We start from the raw sequence: 23552 nt of genomic DNA on the forward strand, positions 1-23552 counted from the left end.
GACTGTTCGGGTTCAATGGACTAACGGACGGGGCACCTCTCTCACCCACGGCCTGCAACGACCTGGGGGTTTGCGGGCTCCCGTCCGTCACCGCAACGTTTACAATAGCAGACCTGCGGCGCTTCGACTTACAAGGGGGACTCTCCGCGAATTCAACTTTCACCGTCCCCGCGGAGACTCCCCCTCACCCCAACCCTCTCCCCGCAAGCGGGGCGAGGGAGCGCAGCTTCACCGCGGCCGCAGTTCGGCTCGCGCCGCCGCGCGCATCGATTGCGGCAGCACGTAGGGCACGCCGTCGTCGGCCTGATGAACGACGGCGTCGATTTCGAAGATGTCGCGAATGGTCTCGCGCGTGACGATTTCCGCGCGCGGGCCGTCGGCGGCGAGCCTGCCGCCGTTCAGGACGATCAGCCGGTCGGCGAAGCGGATCGCGAGGTTGAGGTCGTGCAGGATCGCGATGACAGCGGTGCCGCCTGCCGCGCGGCGGCGCGCGGCTTCGACGAGGTCGATCTGGTGGCGCAGGTCGAGGCTCGATGTCGGCTCGTCCAGCAGCAGGAGCCCCGGCCCATGCTCGGCTTCGCCGCAGGCGAGCTGCACCAGCACGCGGGCGAAATGGGTGCGCTGCTGCTCGCCGCCCGATAGCGTCGGCAATTGCCGTTCGCGGAAATGTGCGAGGCCAACCTCGTCCAGCGCGGCGTCGACGAGCGACACGGCATCGCGCAGGCTGCGGTCGCCCGCGCCCATCAGCACGATCTCCTCGACCGTGAAGGGGAAGGTGACGTTGATGTGCTGGGACAGCATCGCGCGGCGCGCGGCAAGCTCGCGCGGCGTATAACTGCTTATGTCGCGCTGCTTCAGGTGCACCTCGCCCTCGCTCGGGCGGAGATCGCCGGAGAGCAGCCGCAGCAGCGTCGACTTGCCGGCGCCGTTCGGGCCGATGATCGCGACCATCTCGCCGGCTTCAACCGATAGGCCGACGCCATCGAGCAGCGTGGCGCGGCCGGCGCGCTTGCTGAGACCTCGCGCCTCGATCACGGCGCTCATAGCGAGGCGAGCCCGCGCTGGCGCAGCAGGATGCCGAGGAAGACAGGCGCGCCGACCGCTGCCGTCAAGATGCCGATCGGCATCTCCGCGGGTGCCACGATGGTGCGCGCCAGCGTGTCGGCGCCGACCATCAGGATCGCGCCGAGCAGCACCGAGGCCGGCAGCAACAGGCGATGCGCAGGTCCAATAACGAGACGGAGCAGATGCGGCACGACGATGCCGACGAAGCCGATGACGCCACTGATCGACACCGCGACCCCGGTCATGGCGGAGACCATGACGATCGAGATCCGCTTGAGGCGCTCGACATCGACGCCGCCGTGAAACGCGTCGGCCTCGCCGAGCACCAGCAGGTCGAGGCCGCGGGCAATATACGCGCAGGCGCCGAGCCCGATGATGAGGATCGGCGCGAGCACGGCGGCCTTGGTCCAGGTCGCGCCGCTCATCGAGCCCAGCAGCCAGAATGTAATGTCGCGAAGCTGGCGGTCGTCGGCGATGAACACCAGCAGCCCGATGCCGGCATTGGTGATGGCGGTGATGGCGACGCCGGCAAGCAGGAAGATCGCTATCGAGGTCCGCCCCGCGCGGCTGGAGATGCCGTAAAGGATCGCGGTCGTGGCCAGCGAGCCCGCGAAGGCCGCGAGCGGCAACAGCTCGGTTTGAAGGAAACGCAGCGTCTCGCCGAAGCGCGAGTCCGTGAACACGATCGCGCTTGCCGCCGCCAGCGCGCCGCCGCTGGAGACGCCGACCAGCGCGGGATCGGCGAGCGGGTTGCGAAACAATCCTTGCATGATGGCGCCGGCTGCGGCGAGCAGGCCGCCGACCATCGCGGTCGCCGCGATCCGGGGAATCCGGATCGACCACAGCACGAGCTGGTCGCGCGCCGTCATGGCGTCGGCGGTGGTGTTGCCTGCGAGACCGAGCGCAGCAGGCAGCCGGGAGAGGGGAATGCCGGCTGCGCCCACGGTCAGCGCGACGATGGCGGTGGCCGCGAGGATCACCAGGAGCAGGGGAATGGCAATCGACGTAAATCGCCGTCCTGCGCCCGCGCGCCGCGGGGTCCGCGAATCCGTCCCGATCGCCACGCTCATTGCCGGCAGTTCGCCGCCGACAGAGCCGACGTGAAGGCGCCGCCCTCGGCCAATGCCGGATAGAGCTTGACGGAGAGATCACGGGCCGCCGCGGCCGTGCGCGGGCCGAAGCCGAGTAGATAGAGCCCGTCCATCGTGATGAAGCTCTTGTTGGCGGCGACGGGCGTCAAGGTGAAGCCGGGATGGGCGTAGACCGCGTCGGCCTGGAGCGAATCCTTGCCGCGCTCGATCGACAGCACCACGTCGGGTTTTGCCGCGACGATCGCCTCGTCGCCGATGTTCTTGTAGCCGTCGTAATCCTCGACCGCGTTTGTGGCGCCTGCAAGCTGGATGATCTCGTCGGCGGCGGTCTTGTGACCGGCGACCATCGCCCGCCCGTTCAGGAGCGACATCACGAACATCACGCGGACCGGCTTCGTGACCTTGGCACGCAGTGCGCGCAGCTGCGCAAGATCCGTAGCCACTGCGGTCGCCAGGCACTCGGCGCGTGCATCGACGCCCATGGCATGGCCGACCAGCTTGATCTTCTCGATCAGGCCTTCCTCGGAGAAAGTCTCGGGCACCAGCACCAGCGGCACCTTCGCCGTCTCCAGGAGGTCCATGGTCTCGCGCGGGCCCGATCCCTGGATCGCCAGGATCAGGGTCGGGTTGAGGCCCAGCACGCCCTCGGCCGAAATCTGGCGCATGTAGCCGACATTGGGTTTGTCGTGCAGCGCCGCTGCCGGATACAGGCTCGTGGTGTCGACGCCGACCAGGCGGCTCTCCAGCCCGAGCGCATAGAGGATCTCGGTAATAGCGCCGCCGATCGAGACCGTGCGGGCGAAGTCGGCAACGGCGACATCGCGATTGCGCGCATCATGCACCGTGATACCGGCGGCGTGCGCGGTCGAGGCGAGCGCGATGGTGCCGGTGAGCAGGAGGTTTGCGAGGGTGCGACAAAATGTCATTGCAGCTTACTTCGTCAGGATCAGCTTGTTCTGCGAGGTCAGGCGAAGGCGATAGGCGTCCTCGCCATGCGCGATGATGATCTCGCGCTCCGCCGCAAACAGCTCGCGGCTGTCGATCCGGCTCCCGCGTATGGTCAAACTTCTCGTTGTTGCAGAAGGGCTTTGTGTCGGCCCTGCCGCATCGCCGCTATTGTCTCCGGACGTTGCTGACATGGTAGGTGTGATGCGCTTTCGAAATTTCAGATGCGTCTTGTTTGTATAAGCGGCATCAGGCGCATTCCAACGGCGGCAATTTACAATCGATATAAACTGCAACCCGATGACATTGACCGTCAGGGTGTTGCCACGTAACCAAATGGAACAATGCGGGCCGGGGGGCCTGCACCAGAGAATAGCCAGCCAGTCGCTCGCCGCGCGAGCGCACGCCAGCCAAACAAGACATATCATGATTGGGTTGGGTGTATGGCTGACGGGGCTAGGTATTCGCGCGCGCTGATTTTGGGCGCGTCGGTGGTTTCAATTGCGGCGGTGTCGCCGGTGAGCAGCTTTGCGCAGACCGCGGATCAAGCCGCGCAATCATCCAAGCCGGCGAAGCCCAAGCAGGCCAAGCGCAATCCGGCCAAGCCGCAAGCTGTTCAGCAGCAGCAGGCCAGCACCAGCGTGTGGGATGCACGCGCGCAGGCGATCGTCGGTGTTCAGGCGCTCGACACCATCACGGCTGCCGCCTCCAAGACCGACGAGCGCGCGGTCGACGCGCTCGCACCGGTCAGCGTCGTAACTTCGGCGCAGATCGAAAGCCGCCAGGCCAGCACGGTCGGCGATCTCATCTATAATGTGCCGGGCGTATGGGTTCAGAACCGCGGTGACGAGCCGTCGACCTCGATCAATATCCGAGGCCTGCAGGATTTCGGCCGGGTCGCCGTCGTCGTCGACGGCGCGCGGCAGAACTATCAGCGCACGGGCCATTTCGCCAACGGCTCGTTCTTTCTCAACCCCGAGCTGATCAGCGGCATCGACATCGTTCGTGGTCCGACCGCCAACATCTACGGCTCCGGTGCGATCGGCGGCGTGGCGTCGTTCCGCACCAAGGATATCGAGGACGTCGTGCGTGCCGGCGAGCGCTGGGGCGTCGACGTCAAGACCATCCTTGGCAGCAATTACGGACGCGCGCTCGGTTCGGCCTTCGGCGGTGTTCACGTCAATCCGAATGTGGACGTGTTCGCGGGCGGCACCTATTCGACGCAGGAGAGCTACAAAGACGGCACTGGCTTCGAGGTCGCCAATACCGGCAACCGGCTCACCAGCGGTATCGCCAAGCTGACGGTGCGCCCGGCCGACGGGCACGAGATCAAGCTCGGCACCATCTTCCAGGAGGACATCTACAGCGTGGGTCAACCGCCACGCCGTGCCGGCGATCCCAACTCGACCAATGCGAACGGCGCCAACAACCTGAGCGGCACGTCGATCTACAGGTCCGACGTCAAGAACTACACCACGACGCTCGGCTGGAAATATTCGCAGCCGGATGACCAGTGGTTCGACTGGGATGCGAAGGTCTACTGGAATCGCACCGAGAACGACCAGGTCAAGACCGCGCATACCAGCACGACGCCGTCGGTCTTCTGCGGCGGCGTGCCCGGCAATGCCGTGTCCGGCTGTATCGGCAGCAACCGTGGATATCTGCTCGATACGGTCGGCGTCGACGTGTACAACACCACGCGCTTCGATACCGGCAGCTGGCGTCACGCGGTGACCTACGGACTGGACGCTTTCCAGGACAAGGTGTCGACGCAGGACAGGACCGGCACTTCGGAAGTGACGACGCCCGGCGGTCAGCGTACGGTCTCCGGCGGTTTCGTGCAGTGGAAGGCCAATTACACCTCCATGCTCGAGGTGATCGGAGCGCTTCGTTACGACAATTATCAGCTCTCCTCGGCATCCTCGTCGTCCGGCGGCGACCGTTTGTCGCCGAAGATCACCGTAGGGCTCGTTCCCACGGCGGTCGTGACGCCCTATGTCAGCTACGCCGAAGGTTATCGCGCGCCGTCGATCACGGAAACGCTGGTCAGCGGTCCGCATTCGGGCGCGACGATCAACGACTCGTTCTTCCGCTGTCCGTCGGGCACGCCGGGTCCGGGCGCGGATTCGACCTTCTGCTTCGTCCCGAATCCGAATCTGCGGCCCGAGGTCGGCAAGAACAAGGAGATCGGCTTCAACATCAAGAAAAACGATCTGTTCACGGCGGGCGATACGCTGCGCGGCAAGATCAACGTGTTCCGCAACGACATCTCCGACTTCATCGATCAGGTCGCCTATGGAAATCCGCTGGTGGTCCCTACCGGCCCGCCGCCGGCGCCCTCCATCACCGTGCTTCCGTTCCTGCAATATCAGAACGTCGCGTCCGCCCGCATCCAGGGTCTCGAGGCCGAGGCGATGTACGACGCGAACACCTGGTTCTTCGGCCTCTCCGGCTCTTACCAGAACGGCAAAAACCTCCAGACGGGATTTGGCCTGTACAGCGTTCCGCCGCAGAAGGTCACGACGACCGCCGGCGTGCGGTTGCTGGACCGGACCCTGATCCTCTCGGTGATGTGGACGTCGGTGATCGCGAACACCGACATCCCGCCGACCTATACGCCGGCGACGTCGTACGATCTCGTCAACCTCTACGCCCAGTATCAGCCGCGGCCCGATCTCACGCTGAACTTCTCGGTCGAAAATCTTCTCAACCAGTACTACCGGCCCTACGCCATTCCGGTCGGCAGCACGGGCGATACGCAAAACGACGTGAAATGGGCGAGCGCCGGCCCCGGGCTCGTGGTCAAGGGAGGCCTGAAGTACCACTTCGGCGGCATCTAAGGAGTACGCCGACGACAGCAAACGGGACGCCGTATTGACCGCCAGAGCCACGCTGATGTCCCAGCGTGGCTTCGGCACGTTCTAAATCATCCGCTCGGCATTTGCCGATCAACAAGACTGACAGGAGAAAAATCGAATGTTCATCGCCATGAATCGTTTCCAGGTGAAGCTCGGCTCGGAAGCTGCGTTCGAGACCGTCTGGCGCACCCGCGAATCCTATCTCGGCAGCATGGCCGGCTTCGTCGAATTCCACCTGCTGAAGGGGCCGCTGCTCGAGGACTACACGCTGTATTCCTCGCACACGGTCTGGGTCGACAAGGCGGCGTTCGAGGCCTGGACGCGGTCGGACGAATTCCGTCGCGCCCACGCGCGCGCCGACAACAAGACCGGCGAAAGCCTCTATCTCGGCCATCCCAAGTTCGAAGGGTTCGAGGTCATCATGACCGAGCGCAAGACGAACGCGGCCGCCTAGATCGCGGCGGATCACGAAAGGGAGCCGGACATGCTGAGCACCGATCTCGCCGATCTCAAGGCGTACATGGCTGACAATCCCGGTGCGGTGATCGAGGACGTTGCGCGCGAGCGCAAGGTCACTCCGCGCGCGGTGATCGAGGCGCTGCCGTCGTCGATGGTGCGCGTTGGTGGCGGCGAGCATTTCGCCGCCGCCATGCAGGACATCGCCGCGTGGGGCGAGGTGACGCTCATCGTGCACACGGATGACGCGATCTTCGAGTTCACGGGCGCGGTCCCGGCGGGCGAGATCGGCCGCGGCTATTTCAACCTGATGCAGCCGAAGGGATTGCACGGCCATCTCCGCCACGAGCGCTGCGGGGCCTTAGCCTTCGTCGAGCGTCCCTTCATGGGCAAGACCTCGGCCTTCGTTGCCTTCGTCAATGCCGACGGCGGCATCATGTTCAAGGTCTTCGTCGGCCGCGACGAGACCCGGGCGCTGCGGGCGGACCAGCTCGTGCGATTCCGGCAGCTGGCGGACCGCGTCGCGGCATAATTTCCTTCTGCCTATCGGGAGATCAGGATGCAGCGCAATTTTGGGCTTCGGCATGTGATCCTAACAATTGGGCTGGTGCTTGCGCCGGGCCCGGCCTTCGCGATCGACGAAGCGCTGCTGCCGCGCAATCTGTCGCCCTGGGGCATGTTCCTCGGTGCCGACATCATCGTGAAGGTGGTGATGGTCGGGCTCGCCGTCGCTTCGCTGGTGACGTGGACGGTGTGGCTCGCCAAGACCATCGAGCTGCGCCGCAAGAGCGCGCTCGCCGTGCAGCGGACGCGCGCGCTCGAGGGCAGGATGAAACTGGCGGAGGCGGCGGAGCGGACCGGCGACGCGCATGATGCGGTCGCCCAGCTCATCCAGTCCTGCGCCAAGGAGGCGGAGCTCTCCGGCGGCATTGTCGATGACGGCCTCCAGGAGCGCGTGGCGCTGCGGCTGGAACGGGTCGAGGCCGCGATGTCCAGGCAGATCGCGCGCGGCACCGGCGTGCTCGCGACCATCGGCGCCACCGCGCCGTTCGTCGGCCTGTTCGGCACGGTCTGGGGTATCATGAATTCCTTCATCGGCATCTCCGAGAGCCACACCACGAGCCTTGCAGTGGTCGCGCCCGGCATCGCCGAGGCGCTGCTTGCGACAGCGCTCGGACTCGTCGCCGCGATCCCGGCGGTCGTGATCTACAATCAGCTCGTCCGCGGCATCGCCAATTACCGCGCGCTGCTCGGCGACGCCTCGGCGCAACTCATGCTCCTGGTCAGCCGGCAGCGCGACCACAGAGAGTTCCGCCTGGCGCGGGCGGCGGAGTAGGCCATGGCTGCGAAGCTCGGCGCACGCGGGGGATCGCCGCTGAGGCGCGGCGACCCCGGCGATCTCGACGTCACCCATGAGATCAACGTCACGCCGTTCATCGACGTGATGCTGGTGCTGCTGATCATCTTCATGGTGGCGGCCCCGCTCGCCACCGTCGACATCGGCGTCGAGCTGCCGGCCACCGCCGCCGAGCCGGCGCCGCGGCCGGACAAGCCCACCTTCGTGACGGTGAAGCCGGATCTCACCGTCGCCGTCGGCGAGGAGACAATGGCACGCGAAGGCCTCGTCACGGCGCTCGATGCCGCCACCAAGGGCCGCAAGGACGAGCGCATCTATCTGCGCGCCGACAAGGCTGTCTCTTATGGCGACCTGATGGAGGTGATGAACACCTTGCGCAATGGCGGCTATCTCAAGGTCGCCCTGGTCGGCCTCGACGGACGCAGCTGATGTCGGCGAGCGCTTTTGCCCTGCATGAACCGCTCGGCGAGCGCGAAACGGCGCGTTGGGGCGTTTCGGCCGCGGTGATCGTGGCGTTGCATGTCATCGCTGCGGTGATCGCGATGAATTGGGTGCGGTCGCAACCGGAGCAGGGCGTCACCCTGCCTGCGGTCATGATCGACATGGCTCCGATCACGTCGGCGCCGCAGGCGACGCCGGATGACGTGGTGCCGGGGCCGGTGATGAAGGAGGCCGATGTCTCACCGCCGGAGCCGATGCAGCGGCAGGCGGTCGAGGAGACCATCGCGCCGACACCGCCGCAGGAGAAGCCCGACGTGGTGGCGCCGCCGGAGCAGAAGCTCGAGCCGACACCGGACAAGCCGGAGCCCGCGAAAATCGTGCCGCAGGAAAAGCCGGCGCCCGAAAAGCCGAAAGTAGTTCGTCCGGAGGCAAAGAAGCCGTCGGAGGCGCGCCCCGCGCCTCGCACCAGCGCGCCACCGCGCGCCGAGCGGGAGGCACCTGCAGCGTCCGCCATGAGCGCGGGCGCGGTCGCATCGCTGGTTGCGAGTTACAATCAGCGCGTCCGTGCGCATCTGATGCGCCTTCACTCCTATCCGTCCGGCGGCAACGGTCAGCGCGGGCTGGTCCGGGTGAGTTTCACGATCGGCCGTAACGGCCAGGTCACGTCCAGCCGCATCGCTTCGTCCGGCGTTGCCGCGTTCGATGCCAAGGCCACGTCGATGATCCACCAGGCCTCGCCGTTCCCGCCGATCCCGGCGGAGATCAAGAGCAGCTCGATGAGCTTTACCGTTCCGGTGGACTTTATCGTGCGGTGAGGTTGCTCTCTCACTCCCTCTCCCCGTTCTTACGGGGAGAGGGAGTGAGAGGGGCTGTCTCCGCGCACTCATCGAGAGTGTGGGAATGGAGTTCTATCCTCGTCATTGCGAGCGCAGCGAAGCAATCCAGACTGCCTCTGCGGAGAGACTCTGGATTGCTTCGCTGCGCTCGCAATGACGGAGGGTGAGGCGCCACTGTCGGTTCCTTCCCTCTCCCCGTGAGAACGGGGAGAGGGAAGAGAGTTCGGCTTACTTCGCCTTCAGGAAATCCGCGACCTCGAGCAGCATGAACTCGTCGTCGTCGGCCTTGTTGGGATCGCGGCTGGACGAGAACGGCAGATTGTTGTCGTTGCCGACGATGATGTGGGTCTCGTCGACGCGATCGACGTTCTCGATGGTGAAGAACGGGAAGGTGTAGACGCCGTCATTGAGCGGCTTGCGGGCCTTCTTGTCGGGGTCCTGGATCTTCATCAGGTCGATATAGCCGATCTTGCGCACGGGCTTGCCGACATTGGCGTCGGTCAGCTCGATCTTGTAGACGCGCTTGAACTTGGCGATGTCAGGGAAGCAGTTCTCGCCGCGGGTGCCTTGCGGGCAGGCCTTGTCGGCCGTGCCTTCGCCGTTGTCGCGCTCGATGATGAGGCCGGAGGCCTGATCGATCATGTTGAAGTCGCCGATGGCGTTGCCGTTCTGCTCGAACACATACTGCCAGTAGCGGCCAGTGAATTTTTCGGCGGCGACATCGAATTCGAGGATGCGGGAGGCTTCCTTGCCGTCGACCTTCTCCCAGTCCTTCTTGTCGGCGTCCCACAGCGGGCCCTCGAGCAGGCCGTAGAGGAACTTGCCGTCCTTGGACGACGCAAAGCCCTCATAGCCCTTGGAGCGGCGGAGGTTGACGTTGGTGTAGGTCGCGCCCGGCGCGCCCGGCGTCGCCACGGCCCAGTTGTCCGGCGAGCGCACCGGCTTGCCGTCGGCAACCGTCTCGAACACGCCGAGGATCTTGCCGGTCTTGTCGGCCTTCAGGATATAGGGGCCGAACTCGTCGCCGATCCAGAAGGTGTCGCCGATGATCTGGAAGCCCTCGGTGTCGAAGTCGGAGCCGGTCAGGTAACGCTTCTGGGTGTCCTCATGCACGATGCGGAACGGCACCTTCTTGTCGGGATCGTGCAGGAAGATGGTTTCCTGGCGCTCGATCTTGCCGCTGGCCCAATCCATCTTGTAGCGGTTCAGGTACAGCATCGAATCCGGCGAGTTGGCGCGCGCGCCCATGCCGTTGTCGGTGATGACCCAGTAGCTGCCGTCGGGCATGTGCTTGATGCCGGAATGGCCCTGCAGCGGCTGGCCCTTGAACGGCAGCGACACGCCGGTCGCGCGCTCGTAGGACTTGCCCATCACGGTGCCGAGCGCGTCGACGCGCTTGCCGGTGGTGTATTTGCCCGAGGTCTTGAGATCGGCCGGCGCGTCGGACGGCGCGTCGATGAACGTTGCGGCCGGCATCACCACGTGGCCGGCGAGCTTCGCCGGGAATTCACCCTCGTTCTGTGCAAGCGCGGTGCTCGCGGTGAGAATGATCGTTGCGACGGAGGCAAGAAAAGTCGCGCGCATGTGCGTCTCCTGTTAGTGGACGACGCCTTATGCGGATCGCATGTTGCAGTTTTGTGAAAGCGGGCCAAACGCCGCAGCAGCTATTGTTTCGGCGGTGCCGGAGAGCGCGCCGGAATCTCGAAGCTGATGGTCTTGCTGTCGATCACGCGGTGCGTGGGATCGGCCAACTCGAACAGTACCTTGTGCGGGCCCGGAGGCAGTCCGACCACGATCACGGTCTCGCCACTGGCATCGACAAAATGCCAGGGCGCATCATCGACCGTGATGTGGATGTGACCGATGCGCGGCGACACGTCGAGCGCGCCCTTGCCGAACACCGGTACGATCCGGAGATTTTCCGTGGTGTACTGGATGAAGACGAGGCCCTGCGCCAGTTGTTCGGCCAGCGGCGGATCGACGATCAGGCGGGTGGGCGCCTGCTTGTCGATGGCAACCAGCGGAGAGGGCCCGCGCACGTCGCGGGCGCTTTGGGCGACGGCGGCTGCCGCAAACATTGTGGAGACCGCCAGAGCGGCCACGACGTCGAGGGCCGCGTTCATGTTCGTTCCTTCCAGGTTATCAGGCGATCTTGCGGCCGAGGAAGTCGCGGATCAGCGGAACCATCTCGTCGAATCTGTCCTCGAGCGCGAAATGACCGGTGTTGATCAGGTGAAACTCTACTTGCGGCAGGTCGCGCTTGTAGGGATGGGCGCCGTCGGCCGGGAAGATGAAATCGTTCTTGCCCCAGACGATCAGCGTCGGCGGCTTGTGCTTGCGGAAGTAGGCTTGCACCGCGGGATACAGCGGCAGATTGGTCCGGTAATCGTAGAACAGGTCCATCTGGATGTCGCTGTTGCCGGGCCGGTCGAGCAGCGCCTGATCTTGTACCCAATTGTCGGGTGAAATCCGACTTACGTCCGACATGCCGTCGGTGTACTGGAATTTCGTCGTTTCCAGCGTCACCAGCTTCATCAATGCCTGTCGACTGGTATCGGACCCGTCGGCCCAGTATTGCTTGATCGGATTCCAGAACTCCTTCAGCCCTTCGTCATAGGCGTTGCCGTTCTGCACGATCAGGCCGCTGACGCGCTCGGGATGCTTGAGCGCCAGCCGCCAGCCGACCGGGGCGCCGTAATCCATGACGTACATCGCATAGCGGGTGACCCCGAGCTGGCCGAGCAGGCCGTCAACGAGTTCGCCGAAGCGATCGAAGGTGTATTTGAACGACGTGCGCGGCGGCATGTCGCTCTGGCCGTAGCCGGGGTAGTCGGGAGCGATCACGTGATAGCGGTCCGCCAGAGCCGGGATCAGGTTGCGAAACATGTGCGAGGAGGTCGGAAAGCCGTGCAGCAGCAGCACCACCGGTGCATCCTTGGGCCCCGCTTCGCGGTAGAAGATCTTGATCCCGTCGACGGATTTGGTTCGATGGTAGACGACCGGATAAGAACCGGTGGCGCCGCGGCCGTCACGCTGCGGTTTCGCCGATGCATCCGGCGAAGCGGTGGCAACGGCGATTCCGGACAATCCAAGGACCAGGCAACGACGATCGATACGGGTTTGTGGCGGCGTGACCTCTGCACTTTTCATGTCGATCTCCCTGTCCAGAATCGGTGGCTTTGCGGACGTCAGTCGTCCGCGGCTTCAAACGCCCTGGTAGACCAGCCGGGTGAAGAAGCCGGGGTCGATCACGAACTGCCCCCATATCGCATCGAAGGCCGCGGTCGGTTTGGCGGCCACGGCTTCGTCCCGCGTTCGTCCCTGGCTCTTGAGACGGGCGACGTTGTCGCGGATCGTCACCAACATGTCGCGAAACGCCTGGAGTTCGGCTCTGTTGCCAACCGGCTTGCCATGACCGGAGATCACGATCGTATCCTGTCCGGTCGCCGCGAGATTGGCTTCGGAAGCCGCGATCATCCCGTTGATGCTGCCGCCGGTCGAGTAGTCGATGAACGGATAGATGCCGTTCCAGAAGGTATCGCCGACATGAACGACGTTGGCTTCTGCAAAGGTGACGGAGATGTCGCTGTCGGTATGCGCGGGCCCGTAATATTTCAGGCCGATCGAGGTTCCGTTGAGTCTGAGCTCATGGGTGCTGGAAAATACGTCGCTGGGGATGCCGCCTGGTCCCAGCGGAAGGAAATTGTAGTCCCAGTCCTCTACGCGCTGAACTTCGAGGAGGTACTTTCGCGTGTTCTCCTGCGCGATGATCCTGGCGCCAGCGGAATGGAGCCATTCGTTGCCATCGGCGTGATCGAAATGCCAGTGGGTGTTGACGAGATGGGTGACGGGATCGGCGCCGAGATCGGCCATCGCTTTGGTGAGCTGGGGACGCGAGACGCGGATGCCGGCATCGACTAAAACCTTGCCGTCGGGACCGGTCAGGACCGCGACATTTCCGCCGGAGCCTTCGAGCACGGCTATGTTGCCTCGGAGTTTGTGCGTGGTGATCGGCGATGTCGCCGCACTGTCCTTGATCAGGCTGACAAGGCCTCGCGCTTCGGCGTAGGCCTGCCGCGGCGAAAGCCAACCGTTAGTAGCGGCAATCGTCGCGCCGCTCAGGCAGCAGAGACAGAAATTGCGGCGCGACAGCAGGGCTCTGGTCTCTAACTCCATAGCGTCCTCGATTGACGGCCGGGCGACGGCATTCAAAACGCACGGCGGCTTTGCGCATATCCACCGCGTAGCCGATTGTCGCTGTGGGGAGCAGACGGTATGCTTGAGAAGCACCTTCTCAAGATATGGAAAGCGTATCCGATGGACCGGTTGGAGGCAATGTCGGTGATCGTCGCGGTCACTGAGACAGGAAGCTTTTCAGCCGCTTCGCGGCGCCTCAACACGCCGGTCGCGACAGTCAGCCGCACGGTCGCCGAGCTGGAGGCGCGGTTGAAGGCCCAACTATTTCAGCGATCCTCGCGCCAGATGAAGCTGACCGATGTCGGACGATCCTACATCGAAGCCTGCAAGCGCATTATCGGGCAGGTAGACGACGCGGAGCGCGAGGTCTCCGGCGAGTACAGGATTCCGAAAGGAGATCTCGCGGTCACGTCGCCCTGGGGGCTCGGACACATGCACCTGTTGCCGATCGCGCTCGAATTCATGGATGCCTTTCCAGACATCGCGCTACGGCTCGTCCTGACCGACCGCATTGTCAACACGGCCGAGGAGAATATCGACATTTCGGTTCGCATCGGCAACCTCCCGGACAGCAACCTGATCGCGACCCGAGTCGGCTCGGTCCGGTTCGTGCTCTGTGCGAGTCCCGGTTATGTTGCCAAGCACGGCCAACCGAAGGTGCCTGCCGATCTGGCTGCTCATGACTGTATCAGTATCGACAGCCTCGCGGCTCAGCGGAACTGGAAGTTCGTCATCGACGGCCGCGAAGTAGCGGTGCCGATCCGGTCGAGATTGACTTTGAGCGACTCCGAGGCTGCGGTCGAAGCCGCGATCGCGGGTGCCGGCATCACCCGAGTCATGTCGTACAAGATGGAAGCCGCACGGCGCGCCGGAAAGCTCGTTTTGATGCTGGAGCCATTCGAACAGGCGCCATGGCCGGTGCATATCGTCTACGCGGAGCGCAAACCCGAGCCACTCAAGCTCCGATCTTTTCTCGACTGGGCCACGCCGCGCCTTAAGGAGCGGCTTGCTTAGCTCGTGTTACTCCTTGACCGCGCCGGTCAGCGAGGAGACGTAATAATCGACGAACAGCGAATAGAAGATCGCAACCGGCAGCGAGCCGAGCAGCGATCCCGCCATCAGCGCGCCCCACTGGTAGACGTCGCCGGTGACGAGCTCGGTCAGGATCGCGACCGGCACGGTCTTGTTGGCGCCGCTCTGGATGAAGGCGAGCGCGTAGATGAACTCGTTCCAGGACAGCGTGAAGGAGAAGATGCCGGCCGAGATCAGCCCAGGCACCGCCAGCGGTAGCGTGATCCGCCGCAGGATCTGGAGGCGCGTCGCGCCGTCGACCAGCGCACATTCCTCGAGCTCGTAGGGGATCGACTTGAAATAGCCGATCAGGAGCCAGGTGCAGAACGGCACCAGGAAGGTCGGATAGACCAGGATCAGCGCCATCGGTGAGTCGAACAGGCCGAACTGCACCACGACGGTGGCGAGCGGAATGAACAGGATCGACGGCGGCACCAGATAGGCGAGATAAATGCCGAGGCCGACATAGGGACTGCCGCGGAAGCGCAGGCGCTCGATGGCGTAGGCGGCGAGCGTGCTCGCGATCAGCGACAGCGTGGTCGACCCGATCGCAACGATCATCGTTGTCCACAGCCAGCGCGGATAGGCGGTGTCGAACAGCAGGTGCTTGACGTGCGCCAGCGTCGGCGAAGTGATCCAGAACGGGTTGTGATCCTTAAAATTCATCAGCTCTGCGTTCGGCTTGAACGACGTGATCGCCATCCAGTAGAACGGAAACAGCAGGATCAGCACGAAGCAGCCGAGTGGCAGGTAGATCATCATCAGCCGCCGCAGCCCGGAATCCCAAGCCATGGTGTCGGGCGGTGTGTTGGCGACGGCGGCCGGCTGCGCCACAGTATCAGTCATTGGCCTCTCCCTGCTGCCATTTGCGGCGCGCCAGGCCGAAATATGAGAACAGCGTCGCGAACACCAGGAACGGGATCATCGACACCGCGATCGCGGCGCCTTCGCCGAGCTCGCCGCCGGCGATGCCGCGCTGGAACGCCAGCGTCGCCAGCAAATGGGTCGAGTTCACCGGGCCGCCGCGGGTGATGGCGTAGACCAGCTGGAAGTCGGTGAAGGTGAAGATGATCGAGAAGGTCATGACGATGGCGAGGATCGGCATCATCATCGGGAAGGTGATGTAGCGGAAGCGCTGCCAGGCGCTGGCGCCGTCGAGCATCGCGGCCTCGTAGAGCGAGGGCGAAATGGTCTGCAGGCCCGCGAGCAGCGAGATCGCGACGAAGGGAATGCCGCGCCAGATATTCGCCGCGATTAGCGAGAAGCGCGCCGGCCAGGGCGCGCCGAGGAAGTCGATGTTGGTGGTGCGCCAATGCAGCACGTCGACCAGCAAATAGGAGATGATCGAGAATTGCGGATCGTAGATCCACCAGAACGCGAGCGCCGAGAGCACCGTCGGCACGATCCAGGGCAGCAGCACGATGGCGCGGAGCAGGCTCTTGAACGGAAAATGGTTGTTGAGCAGCAGCGCGAGCCAGAAGCCGAGCGCGAACTTTCCGAAGGTCGCGACCGCCGTATAGAACACGCTGTAGAACACCGCGCCCCACCAGAGGGGATCGGTGAGCAGATACTGGAAATTCTCAAGGCCCACGAAGACGCCACGTCGGCCGATCGTGGTGTCGGTGAAGGCGAGCCAGATGCCGAGACCGAGCGGATAGGTCAGAAACACGGCGAGGAGCCCGATCGCGGGCGCCAGGCACATCACGATCAGGAACGGCTTGTAGTCGAACAACCGCACCAGCCAGGATTGCTGCCGGTGCGCCAGTACGGGGGAGGAGAGGGTGGTCACGGACATCGGGTCGTTGTCCTGTTCTAGGCTGTTACCACACCGCCATTGCGAGCGAAGCGACTTGTCCGCCGTAGCTTTGGCGAAGGCGGAAGCAATCCAGTCTGTCTCCGCAGTTGCAGTCTGGATTGTTTCGTCGCGTCGCTCCTCGCAATGACGGCCGCGTTGTCGTCGGCCGCTACCTCTGTCTGCGGAAGTACCGCTTGCAGCGCTGTTCCGCTTCCGCAGCCGCGGCTTCGGGCGTCGCCGCACCGGTCGCGACCGAGGCGAACATCTGCACCGTCACATAGTCCGCGCGAACAGCACCGGTGGCGGTCGAAATCGGACCCTTGTAGCCGGCGTAATACGTGCTGTTCATGGTGTCCCTGAAGATCGCGACCTTGGGATCGCCCTTCCACACCGCCGCATCGGCGTAGGCCGCAAGCGGTTGCGACCAGTAACCGCTGTTGGCGTTGAGCCACGGCTCGTACTGGTCCTTCTCCAGCATGAACTGCAGGAAGGCCTTCGCCGCGTTCGGATACTGGCTGTGCTTGAACACCATGGCGTTCAGCGTCAGTCCGGACATCGGCGAGATCGGTGCAAGGCCCTTCGGCAGCAGCTGATGTTCGGAATCCTCGGCGATCGCCGCGGTCGCTGGATCGTTCTTCAGCGAGAAATACAGCGAGACGCCGTTCGCCGTCAGCCCGATTTCCTGTGAGGAATAGGCGCGATTGTTGCTGACGTCGTTCCAGGACGGCGTACCGGCGATGAAGGTCGGGTAGAGCTCCTTCACGAAATTCAGCGCCGCGATGGTCTCCTTGCTGTTGATGGTGACATTGCCTTCCTCATCCAGCAGCGAGGCATTGTGCGACCACATCATCCAGTCCGCAAAGCCGTTGCCGTCGCCGACGGCATTGCCCAGCGCAAAGCCAGCGGGCTTGCCGGCCTTCTGCAGCTTCTTGCAGAGGTCCAGGAGCCCGGCATGATCGTCCGGCGCCTTGTCGAACCCGACGGATTTGAGGATGGACTTGCGATAGATCAGGGGACCGGCGGTGGCCCCGAACGGGAGCCCGATCCAGGTATCGCTCTTGGCCTTTTTGCCGTAGGCCTTCGCAAGGTTCTGCCAGCCGCCATACTTCTTGCCGAGATAGTCGGCGACGTCGGTCAGCTCGATCAGCTTGTCGACATAGATGTGCGGCGCGTCGGAGAAGCCGATGATGATGTCGGGGCCGGCGCCGGAATTCGAGGTCACCGCGGTCTGCTGGTTGATGTCCTCCCAGCCGACGAAATCGACCTTGACCTCGACCCCGGTCTCCTTGGTGAATTTAGCCGCGTTGGCGCGGAACACGTCTTCGTCGGCCTGGACGAAGCGCACCGGCCGCAGCATGCGCAAGGACGCGCCTTTCTCGATCGGCAGTTTCGGTGCGGGGACGTCCGCGGCCTTGATTGCGGATTGAGCGTGCGCTGCAACACCGGTTGCCGCGAGCGCCGTAGCGGACAGGCCCAGAGCCAAGGCATCACGACGGGTGATGTCGTTCCTCATCAGTTCCTCCCTATGATGTCTCCCTTCCCGGCGTTGATCGCCGGTGAAGGGCCGTTCCGATTCCCGGCGCGCTTGGCGCCGGCCGCCTAGCTGTTCGGTCCGCGATCCATGCTAACGGGCTGCCAGCGGCGGAGCGCGGTGTTCTGCAGCACCGACGGATTGACGCAGCTTACCGGCCACATGCCCTGAAGCACCAGTGACAATTCGTAGCCCACGCGGCGCTTGCGCGCCTCGTCGAACCGTGCCGAGGCCGAGGCGACATGGGCGGTCAGCGTCACGTTCTCCATGCTGAGGATGGGATTGTTGTGCGAGGGCGGCTCCTTCTCCAGCACGTCGAGGGCGGCGTGCGCAATCCAGCCCTCCTGGAGCGCCTTGATCAGGCTTTCCTCGTCGACGGTGGCGCCGCGGCCGGTATTGATGAAGACCGAGCCCTTCTTCATCTGCCGAAAATGCTTCTCGGTGAGCATGTGATGCACCTCGGGCCGGGCGGGAGCGTGCATCGACACGAAGTCGGATTGCGACAGCACCTCGTTCAGCGTCGCCGGGATCACGCCGTGGTCGTACATCAGCGTTTCCTGGATGAAGGGATCGTAGGCCATCATGCGCAGGCCGAACGGGGCGGCGCGCTTCGCAACTGCACGCGCGACGCGGCCGAACGAGACGAAGCCGAGCGTCTGGCCCATCAGCCGCGGGATCTTCAACAGCGCTGGCCGGCCCTCGGCCCAGCGCCCATCGCGCACCATCCTGTCCTGCTCGACCAGGCGGCGGAAGCCGGCGAGCAGCAGCATCATGGCGTGGTCGGCGACCTCCTCGATGAAGGTGTCGGGGATGTTGGTGACGGGAATGCCGCGGGCGGTCGCGGCCTTCACGTCGACGCTGTCGACGCCGACCGAGCCGAGCGTGATCACCTTGCAGCTATCAAGTGCGTCGATGATCGACTTGGTGATCGGGATGCCCTTGGCATAGATGGCATCGGCGTTTTTCGCGGCGGCGATGAATTCGGCCTCATTGGCCGGCGCCTCGATGATCTCGGCATCGATCGGATCGAGCGCCTCACGCTCATAGGAATAGTCGCTGCCTGCGACCGTGAAGCTCGCGCCTTTCGGCGTCACCACCCTGTATTTCGGCATTTCCTGCTCCCGATTTGGTCTGTCGGTTCTTGTTGTGACCCGCACCTTGTGGGCGGGCCTTTGCGTCTTTTACGCGAAATCGGAGCGGTCGCGTACAATCGTCGGTTGCCGCTGCGGCGATTTATTCGACTGTTTCGGCCTTCCGTCCGGGCTTCTACGGAGCCGTCCGTAACAGGTTGATAAGAGGTCGCCCACTAAAAGTTGATTCAAATTTTTCGATTCCCTTGCGCGCCCGTATCCCATTATTGCCGGAGCTGTCCCGTGAAGTTGAGCAATCTGAAGATCGCCCCCAAGCTCGGTATCCTTGTCGGCGTCACCCTGTTCGGCCTTTGCCTCTCCGGTGTTCTCGCCGGCTATCTGATGAAGCGCGAGATGGTGAATGCGCGCATCGACCAGGCCAAGTCGATCGTCGACCTGGGTCGCAACTACGCCGCGGCGCTGAAGAAACGCGTCGATGCCGGCGAGCTGACCAAGGATGCGGCGTTGGCCGACCTTCGCCGCTACGGCAACGCGATGACCTACGACAACGGCTCGGGCTATCTGTTCGGCACGTCCTATGACGGCATCACCCAGCTCGCGCCCGATCCGAAGCAGATCGGTAGCAACCGCATGGATGTCGTGACCAACGGCCGCAAGCTCTCCGTCGAGCTGATGGACGGCGTCAAGGCCAACGGCTCGATCCTGCTCTATTATGATTACGTGAAGCCCGGCCAGGAGACGCCGATCAGCAAGATCGGTTACGCCGTCGCGGTGCCCGGTTTCGACATGTATCTCGGCACCGGCGCCTATCTCAGCGACATCGACGCCAAGATGGGCCCGGTCTACTGGTTGCTAGGTCTTGCCATGCTCGGCATCGTCATCGTCGCCGGCGGCGTTGCCTGGCTGATCAGCCGCGGCATCAGCCGTCCGCTGGAGCTGCTCGGCGCCCGCATGAAGGATCTCGCCGACGGCAAGCTCGAGGGTGAGATTCCCGGGGTTGGTCGCGGCGACGAGGTCGGCGCGATGGCTTCGACCGTCCAGATCTTCAAGGACAACGCGGTCCGCATCCGCGGCCTCGAGAAGACCGAGGCCGATGCCAAGGAGCGTGCCGCGGCGGAACGTCGCAGCGCGATGGAGGGCATCGCCAGCGATTTCGAGCGCAGCGTCAACGGCATCGTCCGCTCGGTCTCCTCGGCCGCCGCCGGCATGCAGAGCACCGCGCAGTCGATGACCGCGACGGCCAGCGACGCCTCGTCGCGTGCGGCGACGGTCGGCGCCGCCTCGCAAAAAGCCTCCGGCAATGTCGGCACGGTTGCCGCGGCCGCCGAAGAATTGTCGAGCTCGGTTGCGGAGATCTCCCGCCAGGTCACGCGTTCGACCGAAGTCGCTAGCCGGGCCGTCAGCGATGCCGAGCGCACCAACGCCACCGTACAGGTGCTCTCGACCGGCGCCGAGAAGATCGGCGAGGTCGTCAAGCTGATCCACTCGATCGCGGCGCAGACCAACCTGCTCGCGCTCAACGCCACCATCGAAGCGGCGCGCGCCGGCGAGTCCGGCCGGGGCTTCGCGGTCGTGGCCTCCGAGGTCAAGGCGCTGGCGAACCAGACCGCGAAGGCGACCGAGGAAATCTCCGCCCAGGTCGCGGCGATGCAGACCTCGACCAGCGACGCGGTCACGGCGATCTCCGGCATCACCCAGACCATCGCCGAAATGAGCGAGATCACCGCCGGCATTTCCGCCTCGATCGAGCAGCAGGGCGAAGCGACCCGCGAGATCGCCCGCAACATCCAGTCGGTCGCGGCCGGCTCAAACGAGATCAACGCCAATATCGGCAGCGTCACCTCGGCCGCCGAAGCGACCGGCACTGCTGCGACCGACGTGCTCACCAACGCCCGCGAGCTGGACAGCCAGTCCGGCGCGCTGCGCAGCGCGGTCGACGGCTTCCTCGCCAAGGTCCGCGCGGCGTAAAGCCGAACGCACGGAATTCGTAGGGTGGGCAAAGGCGCGCAAACGCCATGCCCACCTTTTTTCTTTTTCAACTGTTCGGCTGTCATGCCCCGCGAAGGCGGGGCATCCAGTACGCCGCGGCCCATCGGGTCAATCACCAACGTCTCGGAATACTGGATCGCCCGCCCCAGTGCGCAATTGCGCACAAGGCGGGCGATGACACCTTCCTAGACCCCCTACTGCTTCTCGATCTTCGCGTTGGTGATCAGCTTCTCCCACAGCACGAGCTGCTCGTTCACGAACGTGCCGAGCTGCTCCGGCGTGCCGGAGAAGGCGTCCATGCCGAGCGTGGCGAGCTGGGCCTTGATTTCCGGCTTCTCGACGATCTTCCTGATCTCGGCGTTAAGTCTGGTCACGATCTCCTTGGGCATGCCGGCGGGGCCGAAATAGCCCTGCCACGACGAGATGTCGAAATCCGGCACGCCGGCCTCCTGCATCGAGGGCAGGTTCGGCACCAGCGGCGAGCGGTCCTTGGTGGTGACGGCGAGCGCGCGCAGCGCGTTGCCGTTGACGTGGGGCAGGCCGGTCAGGATGTCGACGAACATCATCGAGACGCGGCCGCCCATGACGTCGTTGAGCGCCGGCGGCGAGCTCTTGTAGGGCACGTGCAGGAGATCGAGCCCGGCATTGTGCGCAAAGGTCGCACCCGACACGATCGCCGATGACGAGCCCGACGCGTAGCTCAGCTTGCCCGGATTGGCCTTGCCGTAGGCGACGAGCTCGCCGACGGTCTTGGCCGGCACCTCCGGATGAACCACCAGCATGAAGGGCAGGTCGCCGGTCCGCGCGATCGGAGTAAAATCCTTGACGGGATCGTAGGTCAGGCTCTTGAGCAGGTAGGGATTGGCCGAATGCGTCGTGTTGGTCGTAACCAGCAGCGTGTAGCCGTCGGGGGCGGCGCGCGCGACATAGGTCGCGGCGATCATGCCGTTGGCGCCCGCCTTGTTCTCGATCACGATGCCGACGCCGAGTGCCTGCGACAAATGCTGCGAGATCAGCCGCGTCGTGGTGTCGGTGCCGCTGCCGGCCGCGAACGGCAGCACCAGCGTGATGTTGCGGCTCGGATAATTGTCGGCCTGCGCGGCGGATGCGGCGGCGAGACAAAGTGCGGCTGCGCCGGCTGTGCGCAGAGCGCGGATCAGTGATGACAGCATGTCTGGACGTTCCCTCTTTTCGTTGGCGGGGAACCTAGCTTCTCTTCGCAAAAATCGGAAGACGGGAGTTTGCTGCCCACCTCGCGGAATTATTTCACCGCAGAACCCTGGCGCGAGGCGAACACGACGCCGGCGAGCACGAGCGCATAGCCGATCAAATGAAACGGCTGGAGCTTTTCGCCGAGCAGCAGGATCGCCATCGCCGAGCCGAACACCGGGACCAGATGGAAGAACGGCGCGGCGCGGTTCGGGCCGATCAGCGCCACGCCGCGGTTGAAGAAGAGATAGGCCAGCGTCGAGGGAAAGATCAGGATGTAACCCAGCGTCGCCAGCGTCACCCCGTCGAGTTGCAGGACACGGCCGCTGAGGGCTTCCCAGATCGCGGCGGGTAGCAGCATCGTCGCGCCGCAAAAGGTGGTGAAGGAGAGAAAGGAGAGCTGGTGGATCTTCGGCCGTCGCGGGATGAAGGCGGAGTAGAGCCCGAACGCCACCAGCGAGGAGGCGAACATGATGTCGCCCCTGTTGAAGCTGATGCTCGCGAGCGCGGCGAGATCGCCGCGCAGGATGATGATCAGCACGCCGAGAAGCGAGATCGCGATGCCGGCGAGCTGCGCACCCGTCAGCCGCACGCCGAACAGCACCAGCGACCACAGCGCCACGAACAGCGGTCCGGCCGACTGGATCAGCAACGCGTTCAGCGCCTCCGTGTATTGCATAGCCCAGTACGAGATCGCGTTGTTGAAGGCAAAGCCGACCAGCGACAGGAACAGCATCAGCGGCAGGCTCTTGCGCAAGTTCGGCCAGTCGCGCTTCAGATGCGGCCAGGCGAACGGCAACAGGATCAGGAACACGCCGAACCAGCGGATCGTGGTCACCGTCAGCGGCGGCACATGCGCGCCGACATGGCGCGCGAGCACGATGTTGCCGGCCCAGAACAGCGAGCTCAGGCTGAGCAGCAGATAAGGCTGGTTGTTGAGCCAACTGGCCGGATTCGAGGCCTTTGGCGCGGGCGAAGCAATCGTCATTGGCGTTGCATGCGACTTTGCGCCGGATTCTTGTTGTGACACAAGTCTCGCGGCCGCAAGGCTACAATGCAGGCATGGCTTGAGGAGGTGTCATTGGCGGTTAATATGTTGAACATCGAGGGCCTGGAGCGGCTCGATGCAAATGCGCCGGTGGTCATGCTGAACCTGATGCGTTTTCACCAGCGCTCGCGCGACGGTGACGGTTCGGGCTGGGACGCATATCTTCGTTACAGTGCGATCACGGTGCCCATGATCAGGGCACGCGGCGGCACGCTGCTGTGGACCGGCGAAGCGAAGGCGGTCGCGCTCGGCTCGCATGATGGCAACGACTGGGATTTCGTCGCGCTGGTCTATTACCCAACGGTTGCGGCTTTCATCGACATGATGACGTCGGAGGCCTACGAGACGCAGGCCGATCCGCATCGCGTCAACGGCTGCGCCGAGCACGTGATCATCGCCACGCGCGAGGCCTACAGCAAGTTCAGGACGAAGTAGCGCTGTCGCGCGGCACGCCTCTTCCCCTCTCCCCTTGTGGGCCTGTTGCGTAATTCGTCAATTGTGATTCCCTAGGGCAAAGCCTTGGAGGGTAGCGATGGCGGTCAAGCGGACGGGACAGCCGAGCTTTGTGGAAG

23 protein-coding genes are annotated in these 23552 nt (G+C 64.2%); 9 read left to right on the plus strand and 14 right to left on the minus strand.

Annotation, left to right across the window (positions count from 1 at the left end):
• Positions 1–228 precede the first annotated feature (228 nt).
• The 4 genes from CT676_RS40215 to CT676_RS45710 are packed head-to-tail and all read right to left on the minus strand — an operon-like array spanning position 229 to position 3295.
• A complete protein-coding gene (locus tag CT676_RS40215; RefSeq protein ID WP_135216971.1) occupies positions 229–1044 on the minus strand; it encodes a heme ABC transporter ATP-binding protein in 816 nt (271 codons plus the stop codon).
• Entirely contained in the window at positions 1041–2135 is a 1095-nt protein-coding gene (locus CT676_RS40220; protein ID WP_135216972.1) for an iron ABC transporter permease, read from the minus strand. The genes CT676_RS40215 and CT676_RS40220 overlap by 4 nt, the downstream gene beginning before the upstream one ends.
• A complete protein-coding gene (locus CT676_RS40225; protein WP_135216973.1) occupies positions 2132–3082 on the minus strand; it encodes a hemin ABC transporter substrate-binding protein in 951 nt (316 codons plus the stop codon). Before CT676_RS40225 ends, CT676_RS40220 begins: the two co-directional genes overlap by 4 nt.
• Before the next feature lie 6 nt (positions 3083–3088).
• The gene (locus tag CT676_RS45710) at positions 3089–3295 is read right to left on the minus strand and encodes a hemin uptake protein HemP (protein WP_063981151.1); all 207 of its coding nucleotides are present in this window, start codon (positions 3293–3295) and stop codon (positions 3089–3091) included.
• 249 nt (positions 3296–3544) lie between these two features.
• On the opposite strand from CT676_RS45710, the gene CT676_RS40235 reads away from it, so the two are divergent.
• The 6 genes from CT676_RS40235 (at position 3545) to CT676_RS40260 (ending at position 9028) form a co-directional block, all read left to right on the plus strand.
• On the plus strand, positions 3545–5941 hold the full coding sequence (locus tag CT676_RS40235) for a TonB-dependent hemoglobin/transferrin/lactoferrin family receptor (RefSeq protein WP_135216974.1): 2397 nt from the start codon (positions 3545–3547) through the stop codon (positions 5939–5941).
• A gap of 136 nt (positions 5942–6077) precedes the next feature.
• Positions 6078–6413 carry an antibiotic biosynthesis monooxygenase gene (locus CT676_RS40240; protein WP_135216975.1) on the plus strand — a complete coding sequence of 112 codons (336 nt, stop codon included), beginning with the start codon at positions 6078–6080 and terminating at the stop codon, positions 6411–6413.
• Between the two features lie 30 nt (positions 6414–6443).
• On the plus strand, positions 6444–6947 hold the full coding sequence (hutX, locus tag CT676_RS40245; protein WP_135216976.1) for a heme utilization cystosolic carrier protein HutX: 504 nt from the start codon (positions 6444–6446) through the stop codon (positions 6945–6947).
• Between the two features lie 27 nt (positions 6948–6974).
• Positions 6975–7751 carry a tonB-system energizer ExbB gene (gene exbB / locus CT676_RS40250; protein ID WP_135216977.1) on the plus strand — a complete coding sequence of 259 codons (777 nt, stop codon included), beginning with the start codon at positions 6975–6977 and terminating at the stop codon, positions 7749–7751.
• Positions 7752–7754: 3 nt separating this feature from the next.
• Complete coding sequence (gene exbD, locus CT676_RS40255) at positions 7755–8201, plus strand: TonB system transport protein ExbD (protein WP_063981157.1); 447 nt, start codon at positions 7755–7757, stop codon at positions 8199–8201.
• Positions 8201–9028: an energy transducer TonB gene (locus CT676_RS40260; RefSeq protein WP_135216978.1), complete on the plus strand. Its 828-nt coding sequence runs from the start codon at positions 8201–8203 to the stop codon at positions 9026–9028. The genes exbD and CT676_RS40260 overlap by 1 nt, the downstream gene beginning before the upstream one ends.
• Before the next feature lie 249 nt (positions 9029–9277).
• Here CT676_RS40260 and CT676_RS40270 read toward each other — a convergent pair whose 3' ends face one another.
• The 4 genes from CT676_RS40270 to CT676_RS40285 form a co-directional block, all read right to left on the minus strand.
• Positions 9278–10633, minus strand: coding sequence for an esterase-like activity of phytase family protein (locus tag CT676_RS40270; protein ID WP_135216980.1), 1356 nt, complete (start codon positions 10631–10633; stop codon positions 9278–9280).
• 80 nt (positions 10634–10713) lie between these two features.
• On the minus strand, positions 10714–11172 hold the full coding sequence (locus CT676_RS40275; protein ID WP_135216981.1) for a DUF6130 family protein: 459 nt from the start codon (positions 11170–11172) through the stop codon (positions 10714–10716).
• Positions 11173–11191: 19 nt separating this feature from the next.
• Complete coding sequence (locus CT676_RS40280; RefSeq protein WP_135216982.1) at positions 11192–12199, minus strand: alpha/beta hydrolase; 1008 nt, start codon at positions 12197–12199, stop codon at positions 11192–11194.
• Between the two features lie 54 nt (positions 12200–12253).
• Complete coding sequence (locus CT676_RS40285) at positions 12254–13225, minus strand: MBL fold metallo-hydrolase (protein ID WP_135216983.1); 972 nt, start codon at positions 13223–13225, stop codon at positions 12254–12256.
• A gap of 141 nt (positions 13226–13366) precedes the next feature.
• Between CT676_RS40285 and CT676_RS40290 the strand changes: the two genes are divergently transcribed.
• Positions 13367–14260 carry a LysR family transcriptional regulator gene (locus CT676_RS40290; RefSeq protein WP_085398962.1) on the plus strand — a complete coding sequence of 298 codons (894 nt, stop codon included), beginning with the start codon at positions 13367–13369 and terminating at the stop codon, positions 14258–14260.
• Positions 14261–14266: 6 nt separating this feature from the next.
• Here CT676_RS40290 and CT676_RS40295 read toward each other — a convergent pair whose 3' ends face one another.
• The 4 genes from CT676_RS40295 to CT676_RS40310 form a co-directional block, all read right to left on the minus strand.
• Positions 14267–15163 carry a carbohydrate ABC transporter permease gene (locus tag CT676_RS40295; protein WP_028151054.1) on the minus strand — a complete coding sequence of 299 codons (897 nt, stop codon included), beginning with the start codon at positions 15161–15163 and terminating at the stop codon, positions 14267–14269.
• Positions 15156–16112 (minus strand): sugar ABC transporter permease, encoded by a 957-nt coding sequence (locus CT676_RS40300; RefSeq protein ID WP_071909793.1) that lies wholly within the window; start codon positions 16110–16112, stop codon positions 15156–15158. The genes CT676_RS40295 and CT676_RS40300 overlap by 8 nt, the downstream gene beginning before the upstream one ends.
• A gap of 169 nt (positions 16113–16281) precedes the next feature.
• The gene (locus CT676_RS40305; protein WP_135216984.1) at positions 16282–17625 is read right to left on the minus strand and encodes an extracellular solute-binding protein; all 1344 of its coding nucleotides are present in this window, start codon (positions 17623–17625) and stop codon (positions 16282–16284) included.
• 86 nt (positions 17626–17711) lie between these two features.
• Positions 17712–18755, minus strand: a complete 1044-nt coding sequence (locus tag CT676_RS40310) for a C-terminal binding protein (protein ID WP_135216985.1) — start codon at positions 18753–18755, stop codon at positions 17712–17714.
• Positions 18756–19016: 261 nt separating this feature from the next.
• Between CT676_RS40310 and CT676_RS40315 the strand changes: the two genes are divergently transcribed.
• Positions 19017–20702, plus strand: a complete 1686-nt coding sequence (locus CT676_RS40315; protein WP_135216986.1) for a methyl-accepting chemotaxis protein — start codon at positions 19017–19019, stop codon at positions 20700–20702.
• A 215-nt stretch (positions 20703–20917) separates the two neighbouring features.
• Here CT676_RS40315 and CT676_RS40320 read toward each other — a convergent pair whose 3' ends face one another.
• Positions 20918–21895: a tripartite tricarboxylate transporter substrate binding protein gene (locus tag CT676_RS40320; protein WP_028161006.1), complete on the minus strand. Its 978-nt coding sequence runs from the start codon at positions 21893–21895 to the stop codon at positions 20918–20920.
• An 89-nt stretch (positions 21896–21984) separates the two neighbouring features.
• Positions 21985–22920, minus strand: a complete 936-nt coding sequence (locus CT676_RS40325) for a DMT family transporter (protein WP_167768318.1) — start codon at positions 22918–22920, stop codon at positions 21985–21987.
• A 105-nt stretch (positions 22921–23025) separates the two neighbouring features.
• Here CT676_RS40325 and CT676_RS40330 point away from each other — a divergent pair, with 105 nt between their 5' ends.
• The gene (locus CT676_RS40330; protein ID WP_193560936.1) at positions 23026–23415 is read left to right on the plus strand and encodes a DUF1330 domain-containing protein; all 390 of its coding nucleotides are present in this window, start codon (positions 23026–23028) and stop codon (positions 23413–23415) included.
• The last annotated feature ends 137 nt before the right edge of the window (positions 23416–23552 follow it).

The sequence above is a fragment of the Bradyrhizobium sp. MOS001 genome (assembly GCF_004634465.1).
GTDB classification, from domain to species: domain Bacteria; phylum Pseudomonadota; class Alphaproteobacteria; order Rhizobiales; family Xanthobacteraceae; genus Bradyrhizobium; species Bradyrhizobium barranii.

Excerpts from the sequence above, each read along its gene's own strand:
- CT676_RS40260 (WP_135216978.1), top strand. The coding sequence starts at position 8,201 with ATGTCGGCGAGCGCTTTTGCCCTGCATGAACCGCTCGGCGAGCGCGAA.
- exbD (WP_063981157.1), top strand. The coding sequence starts at position 7,755 with ATGGCTGCGAAGCTCGGCGCACGCGGGGGATCGCCGCTGAGGCGCGGC.
- CT676_RS40240 (WP_135216975.1), top strand. The coding sequence starts at position 6,078 with ATGTTCATCGCCATGAATCGTTTCCAGGTGAAGCTCGGCTCGGAAGCT.
- CT676_RS40275 (WP_135216981.1), bottom strand. The coding sequence starts at position 11,172 with ATGAACGCGGCCCTCGACGTCGTGGCCGCTCTGGCGGTCTCCACAATG.
- CT676_RS40280 (WP_135216982.1), bottom strand. The coding sequence starts at position 12,199 with ATGAAAAGTGCAGAGGTCACGCCGCCACAAACCCGTATCGATCGTCGT.
- CT676_RS40270 (WP_135216980.1), bottom strand. The coding sequence starts at position 10,633 with ATGCGCGCGACTTTTCTTGCCTCCGTCGCAACGATCATTCTCACCGCG.
- CT676_RS40300 (WP_071909793.1), bottom strand. The coding sequence starts at position 16,112 with ATGTCCGTGACCACCCTCTCCTCCCCCGTACTGGCGCACCGGCAGCAA.
- CT676_RS40225 (WP_135216973.1), bottom strand. The coding sequence starts at position 3,082 with ATGACATTTTGTCGCACCCTCGCAAACCTCCTGCTCACCGGCACCATC.
- CT676_RS40285 (WP_135216983.1), bottom strand. The coding sequence starts at position 13,225 with ATGGAGTTAGAGACCAGAGCCCTGCTGTCGCGCCGCAATTTCTGTCTC.
- CT676_RS40325 (WP_167768318.1), bottom strand. The coding sequence starts at position 22,920 with ATGACGATTGCTTCGCCCGCGCCAAAGGCCTCGAATCCGGCCAGTTGG.
- CT676_RS40235 (WP_135216974.1), top strand. The coding sequence starts at position 3,545 with ATGGCTGACGGGGCTAGGTATTCGCGCGCGCTGATTTTGGGCGCGTCG.
- CT676_RS40330 (WP_193560936.1), top strand. The coding sequence starts at position 23,026 with ATGTTGAACATCGAGGGCCTGGAGCGGCTCGATGCAAATGCGCCGGTG.
- CT676_RS40305 (WP_135216984.1), bottom strand. The coding sequence starts at position 17,625 with ATGAGGAACGACATCACCCGTCGTGATGCCTTGGCTCTGGGCCTGTCC.
- CT676_RS40215 (WP_135216971.1), bottom strand. The coding sequence starts at position 1,044 with ATGAGCGCCGTGATCGAGGCGCGAGGTCTCAGCAAGCGCGCCGGCCGC.
- CT676_RS40320 (WP_028161006.1), bottom strand. The coding sequence starts at position 21,895 with ATGCTGTCATCACTGATCCGCGCTCTGCGCACAGCCGGCGCAGCCGCA.
- CT676_RS45710 (WP_063981151.1), bottom strand. The coding sequence starts at position 3,295 with ATGTCAGCAACGTCCGGAGACAATAGCGGCGATGCGGCAGGGCCGACA.
- exbB (WP_135216977.1), top strand. The coding sequence starts at position 6,975 with ATGCAGCGCAATTTTGGGCTTCGGCATGTGATCCTAACAATTGGGCTG.
- CT676_RS40290 (WP_085398962.1), top strand. The coding sequence starts at position 13,367 with ATGGACCGGTTGGAGGCAATGTCGGTGATCGTCGCGGTCACTGAGACA.
- CT676_RS40295 (WP_028151054.1), bottom strand. The coding sequence starts at position 15,163 with ATGACTGATACTGTGGCGCAGCCGGCCGCCGTCGCCAACACACCGCCC.
- CT676_RS40310 (WP_135216985.1), bottom strand. The coding sequence starts at position 18,755 with ATGCCGAAATACAGGGTGGTGACGCCGAAAGGCGCGAGCTTCACGGTC.
- hutX (WP_135216976.1), top strand. The coding sequence starts at position 6,444 with ATGCTGAGCACCGATCTCGCCGATCTCAAGGCGTACATGGCTGACAAT.
- CT676_RS40220 (WP_135216972.1), bottom strand. The coding sequence starts at position 2,135 with ATGAGCGTGGCGATCGGGACGGATTCGCGGACCCCGCGGCGCGCGGGC.